Raw genomic sequence first — 8,581 nt, 5'->3', positions numbered from 1 at the left:
TGAAGTGCGAAAAAGAGCCAATGCTTATCGACAGCATTTTCCCCGGTAATGTTTCTGAGTTTAAAATATCCATAGTCAAAAGACGTTACAAGATGTTTACCCACATTTATTTTCGGTTTCGATACCGTTGTATTAGGCGACGGGCCGCCTTGGTTTGGCCCAGGCGATAAGCGCAATCCCAGAATTTCATCCGGGTGGGCTGAACAATCCTTTCCAATGTGTGGACGGGATAGGGCGCGGCACCCCATTTCGTTTTAAAACGCATCAAGTTATGATCGTTTACGCCTGACGGCAAAAAATCGAAATAGTCACTTCCCCCGTTTGCGGCTCTTTTTATAGCTTCAAAAAAAAGGAGGTCATTCGGCCTATACCGCAGACAGCTTGTTCTGGAGCCGCCCATCAGGTAATGGGTCATGTTTTCAGAATCGACAAGCAGCACCCCCGCTATGGGTTTCTCTTTCATTTTGGCGAGCAGCAGGGTCCCCTGACCGGCCTTAATTATGTGTTCGAACACTGCGTCGACGAAGCTGCGCCCGTATTTGGGGACCGCTTCGTTGCGTTGCATCGATTCCAGATAAAGGGCGTAAAAGGCGTTTGCATCTTGCCTTTTTTCAGCCGCTTCCACGACGATTCCGCTTTTGACGGCCTTTTTTATGTTGCGCCGGATGCCAGGATGAAAATCGCTCAAAATTCGATCGGATGTTTTCCCTTTTATGCCGAGAATATGCGTCTGCGTCCTGATAAGGTGAAAGCCGCCCTCTGGGGTCGGCGGCAACAGGGGGCTGTCCACAATCCGAATCCGGGTGATATGTTCTTCGAGTGCAAATGCACATAAGAGCCGATCGAATTCTGCACCATCCGGTGTTTCGCCGATCACCCCGCCGTAAGGAAGATTGAAATAAAGAAATTTAGCCCATAATACCTGTTTGACAAAGCCGAGCATTCCCCCCATGACCTTGCCGTTTTTTTCGAAAATGAGGCAGCAGTTCTCGCTGCCCAGACCGTCCTGCGTTACCCGCGCCCACAGTGGTTTGTGAAAGGTTAGGTGGGGATGTCCGGCGATAAGTTTTTTCCATGTATGTACATCTGCGTTTATCCTCTTGATTTTCCATTCATTCATATTGCTTCAGACTTTCCTGCTGAGGTGGCGGCTGGCAAAGGGAAATATTAATGCCAGCGTTGCGATCGATACGACCCGCATCAACGTCTGCGCCATAAGCGCCCCACTGCCGGAATAACCCAGGAATTCTCCCAAATAGACACTCAGCCATTCGACAATACCGATGGAACCCGGTGTTATGGTGAGCAGAAGGGCCAGACATTTGGCTGCTGAAAAGATCATGGCCGAGCCCCAGGAGATGTTTACGTCGTAATTTACAAAAGCGACTTTGGTTTGCAGAACGACGAGTATGGCGTAAGCCGTGTTGTTGGCAATCAATTTAAGCAAAAGGCTTCTGTCTTTTCGTACCAGGCTCCAATTGTTGATGATGCGGCTTATGACGCTGAGTGGAAATATTCTGAATTCAGGCAAGCGTACATTGATGAAAACCCCGATCGCAGAAAAGATTAACAGCAAAGCGAATAAGGCGGCCAACGGGCGGTTGAAGGGCACCTCCGCCAGGTTGAGGAGGCACATGCCGATCAGTCCGAATATACTGTTGACCAGGAAATGGATGAGATACATTACACTGAGCGTGCTCAGGAAATCGGAGAAAGCCAGCTTATATGCGGATTTGAGGTATAGCGCCCGGACGCCTGCTCCCCCCCGGAAGATGGTTACATAGTTCGTCAAAGAGGAAACGGCGGACAGTGAAAAAAATTCTTTCAGTCCGATGTGGATTCCAAAAGCCGACAGGATATATTTTATGGTGATTCCGTTTGATGCGATTATTCCGATAAACAACAGGAAAAGTATACACAAGATTGACAGCGGTACCTGCGTGATAACCGAAAATTCATGAAGGTGATGGTTCACGTATCGGACGGTCCACCAGGCAAAGATTACAAGCAGAATGAGAGCGGTTGTTTTCTTAATGGGACTGTTCAAATCCACCCCCGCTATCTGCTGGATCGCTTGTGGAATCGAGATCCGATACAAAGGCCCGGACCGTATTGCTTATGTCGAACAGGTCCAGCAATGCCTTTCTGCCTTCGGCGAAAGGATCTGTCTCATGGGCTAGCTCGTTTTCGATAACGTCGGCCAGTTTCTCAGGGGATTGAGGGGGGACGACAACGCCGGCGCGGAATTTTTTCAAGAGGTACCCCATGTCGCCGACATCCGTGGCAATGATTTTTGAACCGGTTTTGAGGGCATCGGAAAGCACGACCGGAATAGATTCTATCCGTGAAGGAATGATCAGGGCGTCGCAAGCGGTCAGGTAAGCGACGGCCAGGCGCTCCTCGATATAGCCGTTCAGGGAAACGATATCCTCGAGTTGATTCTTTTCTATGAAATCTTCCAATTCGGGTTTCAGATACCCCTCGCCGAAAAGATGAAAGTGAACATCGTTGTCATGCACCGGTGAAAGTTTCGCAATCGCCTTCAACAGAACATCCGGCCCCTTGTTCGGATGGTATCTCCCGATAAACAGGTAGTTTTTTCTGTCGGGTTTGACGCAGGCCTTTTTTTCGATTTTGTCGGGGAGGTACCGGGAAGTCGATAGGAATTTGCATCTTTTCCGGGCGATCGATTCGACATCTGATTTCAGTTGATAGCCATCGGCATAGCATTTGTCCGCTTCATGAAGAATGATTCGAAGCAGCATTCTCGAAAAAAAGTTGCCTTTATAATTCCAAATGTCGGAACCCAGGGACCAGGTGGCGTAAGGAATCCCCATAATCAATTTGAGGCCAAGCGCCCATATGCCCGAGGGGAGGGCCCAAATGGCCAGGGTATGATCGATTTCATGCTTTTTTGCCGCTTTCAGAGATGCGAGAAAGCCGTTGCACATGACAGATGCGATCAAGCGAAAGTCTCGAGGCAGCTTGAGGTTTGACAGCGGCTTGCCCCGGCCGTTCCACGGGAACCTGATGATTTCCAGGCCGGACCGGCCGGCACCGGCCACATTTTTCCTGCCGACCTGTTGGGTTAATACGACCACATGCTCACCTTTGGCCAACTCGCGGGCGAAATGCTCGACAAACACGCCGCCGCCGCTGTGTGTCGTCGCTTGAGGGTCAGGATAGGAACTGGTAATCAATAACAAATTCATTTTATTGGGCATAATAGTCGGCAATGCGGCACACGGCCGTTATGACATCCTCGACGTCCGCATCGCTTAGCTTGGGAGACAGCGGCAGCGATAGCGTTCTGTCGGAAATATATTCCGCATTTGGGAAGGCGCCGCGGGTCAACTGGTATTTTTCGCCGTAAAAAGGGTGAAGATGAAGCGCAACGTAATGAACACCGGTGCCGATATTTTCCTTATGCAACGCTTCCATGAATCGATCCCGGTCGATTTTCAGCTCTTCCGATTTCAAGAGCAGGGTATACAGGTGCCTGGCATGCCGGTCGCCCTCCATTGGCGGGTCGGACGGAGTGATAAATGGATATTCTTTAAAGACATCGTTGTATCGGTTCCATATCTCTTTGCGCCGGGCAGCGTATTTTTCGATTCGCTGCAGTTGGTGATACCCGATGGCTGCTTGCAAGTCCATCATGTTGTATTTGAATCCGGGATGTACCACCTGATAGTGCTTAAACCCTTTGTCTTTGAAGCGGTGCCAGGCATCCGTTGTCATTCCATGCAATGCCAGCATCTTTATGTTTTTCATATAGTCCTTGTCGTTGGTTGTAATCATGCCGCCTTCACCGGTAACAATATTTTTGGTCGAATAAAAACTGAAACATGTTAAGTCACCGATGTTGCCAACTTTTCTGCCATGGGCGACTGATTCTACGGCGTGGGCGGCGTCTTCTACAATTTTCAAGCCGAATCGTCGGGACAACGCCAGTATCCTGTCCATATCGCACGGAAAACCTGCAAAATGAACCGGCAGTATGGCTTTGGTTCTCTCCGTTATTGCGGATTCAATCATATCCGGAGACATATTCATGCTTTTCAAGTCGACGTCGACAAATACAGGCGTTGCGCCCGCATGAATAATAGAGGCCGCCGTGGCGGTGAAGGTCATTGGTGTGGTGATGACCTCGTCGCCGGGAAGGACGCCGATCGTCAGCAGCGACAAGTGGAGGGCCGCCGTGCATGAGTTTACAGCTATCGCTTGGGTCGTTCCGATATAGTCTCTAAATGCATCTTCGAAACGCTTAACCTTGGGGCCCGTTCCCAGCCACCCCGATTCGAGAGAATCGATAACGTCTTCAATTTCCGGCTGTTCGATCAACGGGTTGCCGAAAATGAGATACTGCTTTCTTACCGGTGTCCCTCCTGCAATTGCCGGAAGTTCTGTCATGGTGTGATCCTCACTAAACGCCTTTGGGGGAAATTCCTGACCTGCATGCTTCGTATTGCGTCCCGCAGACCATGCAATCAAGCTGGTCGGTCAGGCGTTCGCCGCACCGGCACACCCACCCAATCTGCTTGGCCGGGTTGCCGACGGCCAGCGCGTGGTCCGGAAGGTTGCGATTGACCAGGGCACCGGCCCCCACAAAACAGTAGGCACCCAGGGTGGTGCCGCACACGATGGTGGCATTGGCACCCAGCGTCGCGCCTCTCCTCACCAGGGTGGGCCTGACCTGGTCCATTTTGCTTAATTCCGCACGGGGGTTGTAGATATTCGTGAAAACCATACTGGGGCCGCAGAAAACACCCTCTTCAAGCGTCACCCCCTTGTAAATGGAAACGTTGTTCTGGATCTTGCAGTTGTGCCCGACGGACACATCCGGTCCGATCATGACGTTCTGGCCGATAGTGACATTTCTGCCGATGGTTGAATTGCTCAGAACATGCGAAAAATGCCAGATTTTTGTGCCGCTGCCGATGTGGCAGCCGGGATCGATTACGGCCGTTTGATGTGCATAATAATCAACTGTGCCGGAGTCGAAAGCGTTTCTCTTTTCATCGACTTTCCGATAATTGTCGTCCAACGATTGCTGGCTTCTTTCGAGGACCCGCAGTACCCGCAAACCTTCGTGGCCATCGGTTACCGGTGCCTTCCCGCCGGAAATGCTCTCTAAAAACTGTTTGCACGCTTCCTGTAACGGTTCCAGCGGGTTGATGGGCGCTCGTTCCGGTTCTTTCTTGTCCGGTACGGGAATGTTGTTTTGCCACCGGATGCTGTGGGGATAGAGCAGGAGCTTCTCTTCCCACTCGCGTGTGTCGTCGAAAACGGCCATTTTTTTGTCTCCGACGACTACGAGCTTCTGTTCTTTAAAAGGGTGCAGCCAGGAGACAAAAATATGGGCCTTGAGCCCGGACGGGAAAGCGAGGTGCGTGGTAGTGACATCCGCTATCTTGTTATGCAGGTAATTGCCGCCCGTGGCGATCACCATTTCGGGCTCCTCGCCGGCGATGCCTAGAATCATGGATATATCGTGAGGGGCAAATGACCATAGGATGTTTTCCTCTTTCCGTATTTTTCCAAGGTTCAGCCGGTGGGAATAGATGTAGTTGATTCTTCCAAGCTCACCCTTTGCAATGATTTCCTTGAGATAAATGAAGGCAGGGTGGTATTGCAGCAGGTGTCCGACCATCAGGGTGAGATCGTACTGTTCGGCGAGATGGATCAGTTCTTCAGCCTGTTCTTCGGCCAATACAAGCGGTTTTTCTACATATACGTGTTTTTTCGATAGCAGCGCTTCCCTTGCCAGCCGGTAGTGCGTTTCCGCAGGGGTGGCAATGACGATTCCGTCTATGTCATGCCGGGTGATGACATCGTGAAAGGCGATACAGGTATCGACACCTTGAAGGCGATCATTGTATTCGTCCAGCAGGGCTTCGTTTTTGTCGCAAATCAGCTTAAGGACACCCAGTTCGTAAAAGTTCCTGACTAAATTTTTTCCCCAATAACCCGAACCGGCAACGGCTACCCGAAGATTTCTATAATTCACTGTTTCCACTGGAATTCCTTTGATAATTTTTTTCCCAGATAAGCAAATGCGGTTTTTTTTCGATTGTTGGTCGAATGGTACGGTATTCGTCTTTGGTTATGACGAGCGAACGGATTTTTCGGTTGATATATCGTTCAGTTTTTCTACTCAAGTCATTCAGGTGATAGGGGTCGATATTGCCGACAAGCAGCAAATCGATAATGCCGGTATCTTTGCCCTCCGCGTAATCGTCCAGCAGATAGGCTCGATCCAACTCCCCCAGCCGGCGGACGATGCTGTCGATAATGGTATCAACACCGATAGCCTTGCTCACCATGGATTTGAGGTCGGCAAAAAGCGGATGGTCAACGTTTGCTTTGTAATACACCAATCTTCCACTTTTTTTCGAAATCAACAGTTCCGTTTTTGTCAGTTGGCTAAGCTCCCCGCGAACGGCATTGGTGGAGACATCGAATTCATTTGCCAATTCGCGTAGATAGGACTTGACCGTCGGATTGAAAAAAAAACGGACCAACAGCTTGATTCGGGTTTTGGATGTGATCAGTCCCGTGAAAAGATCGTTCAATAAAAATTACTCCTTTATGAGCAAAATATTTACTCATATAATATTTTTAGGGCAAGGTTGTCAAGTTGTTTAATCACGCATTGAAATCCTGCTCCCCAACATGACAATTTGATAATCTTGCGGTCATGCGTTGACAATCGATCGTTGCTTGTATACACTGAAATGCTTGTGTAACTAGGTTGAACAGATGGAAAAAGGTGACATTCTCCCTGCATATGCCTGTCCTGTGAAAATCTGCGAAGCAGACCCGAAGGATTTCACCGGGACGGCAAACCCGAAAATCGTTCAATATAGGTAAAGATGTTAGGGACGGCAAAAGGATCGGTCACCGTCGAGGCAACCGATTGGTTTTGTGGTACGCCTGGCAGGATTCGAACCTGCGACCTACGGATTAGAAGTCCGTTGCTCTATCCAGGCTGAGCTACAGGCGCATATGATTAACTCAGAATGACAGGCGTCTACCATATGTCCTCGACAAAGTCCATAAAAAAGGCGCCACACCGGCAACATCCTTTACCCGTCGGCAACCAATAATGTCCTGCTTGGAGGATGGGAGAAAAGCCCTCGTTCTCAGGCCAAAACAGATCAGCGGCGACGGCAGCCCAGGTTCCTTCGGGGGGGTCTTTTTCATACCTTCGGCTCTGCCGGAGGTCGCTGATTTCATGGAATGATCGATGCCCAAAAAGACCAGCAAAAAGAGAACGAAGAAAAAGAAGCCTGCGGTTTCCAGGAATACGGCTTCCAATAAGAGCGTAAAGGCCAAGGCGGGCCTTACAAAAGATTCGTCGGCGAACAAGTCTCTGGTAAAGTTCGATCCGCTGCAGCGTTACCTCAACGAAATCAGCCACTACAAGCTGCTCACCAGGGAAGAGGAGCGGGAACTCGGCAGGAAGGTTCAGGAAGAGGGCGATACGGAAGCCGCCTACCGGTTGGTTACCGCCAACCTGCGTCTGGTGGTGAAGATCGCCCTTGAATTTCAACGGGTTTGGATGCAAAACCTCCTGGACTTGATTCAAGAAGGCAACATCGGGCTCATGCAGGCCGTTAAGAAGTTCGACCCTTATAAGAACGTTAAGTTTTCCTATTACGCTTCGTTCTGGATCAAGGCCTATATCCTCAAATTCATCATGGACAACTGGCGCCTGGTGAAAATCGGCACCACCCAGGGCCAGCGCAAGCTGTTTTTCAAACTGAAAAAAGAGAAGCAGAAACTGATCGACGACGGCTTCGACCCCAAGCCGAAGCTTTTGTCAGAGCGGCTGGGGGTGTCCGAGCGCGAGATCGTGGACATGGATCAACGCCTGGACGGCTGGGATGTTTCCCTGGACGCCCCCCTGAAGGACGACTCGGACACGGAAAGAATCGAGTTTTTAAGCACGCAGACGGAATCCATCGAGGACCATGTCGCCAAAAAGGAGATGGAAACCCTGCTGCACAACAAGATTTCCGAGTTCAAAGAGAAGATGACCGAACGGGAACTGGTCATTTTCGAGCAGCGGATCTTTTCCGACACACCGGTGACGCTTCAGGAAATCGGTGACCGCTACGACATTTCCAGGGAACGGGTGCGTCAGATCGAGAAGAATGTCATTAAAAAGATGAGGGAGTTTTTCAAACGGGAAATTCCCGACTTCGAAGCCTATGCGCTTGAAGACAGGGAAGACTGACCAAGCCTGTGGGTAGACAACACGGTGACGCATAGGTCCGATTGCAAAAGATAAAGAGCAGTTATCGCGAAAACACGAAAGTCCAAAAGCACGAAAAAGACCATGAAAATTTTCGTGCTTTCACGCTTTCGCGAATTGAACTCAGGTCTTAATTGACTCGCAATTACCATGTTGTTTATGCGATATTCGGGGTGAATATGGTGCTTACCATCGGAAGGTTGACAATCTCAATTCTCCTGCTTGCCTGCCTGGCCGGGTGCATGCCTAGCAGGGACATCTCTCCAGAAGAGAGCGCGCCCCCACCGGCATCCGTATATGAACCCCCTCCGAACAGCTATT

At 50.1% G+C, this 8,581-nt stretch carries 7 protein-coding genes and 1 tRNA gene; 1 reads left to right on the top strand and 7 read right to left on the bottom strand.

The window, feature by feature from the left end:
* Positions 1–106: 106 nt before the first annotated feature.
* From LJE94_09465 to LJE94_09435, 7 genes are all read right to left on the bottom strand, one after another.
* Complete coding sequence (locus LJE94_09465; protein ID MCG6910334.1) at positions 107–1,120, bottom strand: GNAT family N-acetyltransferase; 1,014 nt, start codon at positions 1,118–1,120, stop codon at positions 107–109.
* Positions 1,121–1,126: 6 nt separating this feature from the next.
* The gene (locus LJE94_09460; GenBank protein MCG6910333.1) at positions 1,127–2,053 is read right to left on the bottom strand and encodes a flippase-like domain-containing protein; all 927 of its coding nucleotides are present in this window, start codon (positions 2,051–2,053) and stop codon (positions 1,127–1,129) included.
* Positions 2,031–3,212: a glycosyltransferase gene (locus LJE94_09455; protein MCG6910332.1), complete on the bottom strand. Its 1,182-nt coding sequence runs from the start codon at positions 3,210–3,212 to the stop codon at positions 2,031–2,033. Before LJE94_09455 ends, LJE94_09460 begins: the two co-directional genes overlap by 23 nt.
* A 1-nt stretch (position 3,213) precedes the next feature.
* Positions 3,214–4,413, bottom strand: coding sequence for a DegT/DnrJ/EryC1/StrS family aminotransferase (locus LJE94_09450; protein MCG6910331.1), 1,200 nt, complete (start codon positions 4,411–4,413; stop codon positions 3,214–3,216).
* Positions 4,414–4,426: 13 nt separating this feature from the next.
* Complete coding sequence (locus tag LJE94_09445) at positions 4,427–6,010, bottom strand: Gfo/Idh/MocA family oxidoreductase (GenBank protein ID MCG6910330.1); 1,584 nt, start codon at positions 6,008–6,010, stop codon at positions 4,427–4,429.
* Complete coding sequence (locus LJE94_09440; protein MCG6910329.1) at positions 6,000–6,575, bottom strand: ArsR family transcriptional regulator; 576 nt, start codon at positions 6,573–6,575, stop codon at positions 6,000–6,002. Before LJE94_09440 ends, LJE94_09445 begins: the two co-directional genes overlap by 11 nt.
* A 353-nt stretch (positions 6,576–6,928) precedes the next feature.
* A tRNA-Arg gene (locus LJE94_09435) sits at positions 6,929–7,006 on the bottom strand.
* Positions 7,007–7,249: 243 nt separating this feature from the next.
* Here LJE94_09435 and LJE94_09430 point away from each other — a divergent pair.
* Positions 7,250–8,242 carry an RNA polymerase factor sigma-32 gene (locus LJE94_09430; protein MCG6910328.1) on the top strand — a complete coding sequence of 331 codons (993 nt, stop codon included), beginning with the start codon at positions 7,250–7,252 and terminating at the stop codon, positions 8,240–8,242.
* Positions 8,243–8,581: the final 339 nt, after the last annotated feature.

It is taken from the genome of Deltaproteobacteria bacterium (genome assembly GCA_022340465.1).
In the GTDB taxonomy this organism is placed as follows: domain Bacteria; phylum Desulfobacterota; class Desulfobacteria; order Desulfobacterales; family B30-G6; genus JAJDNW01.
This window is presented reverse-complemented; position numbering and strand designations above follow the sequence as displayed.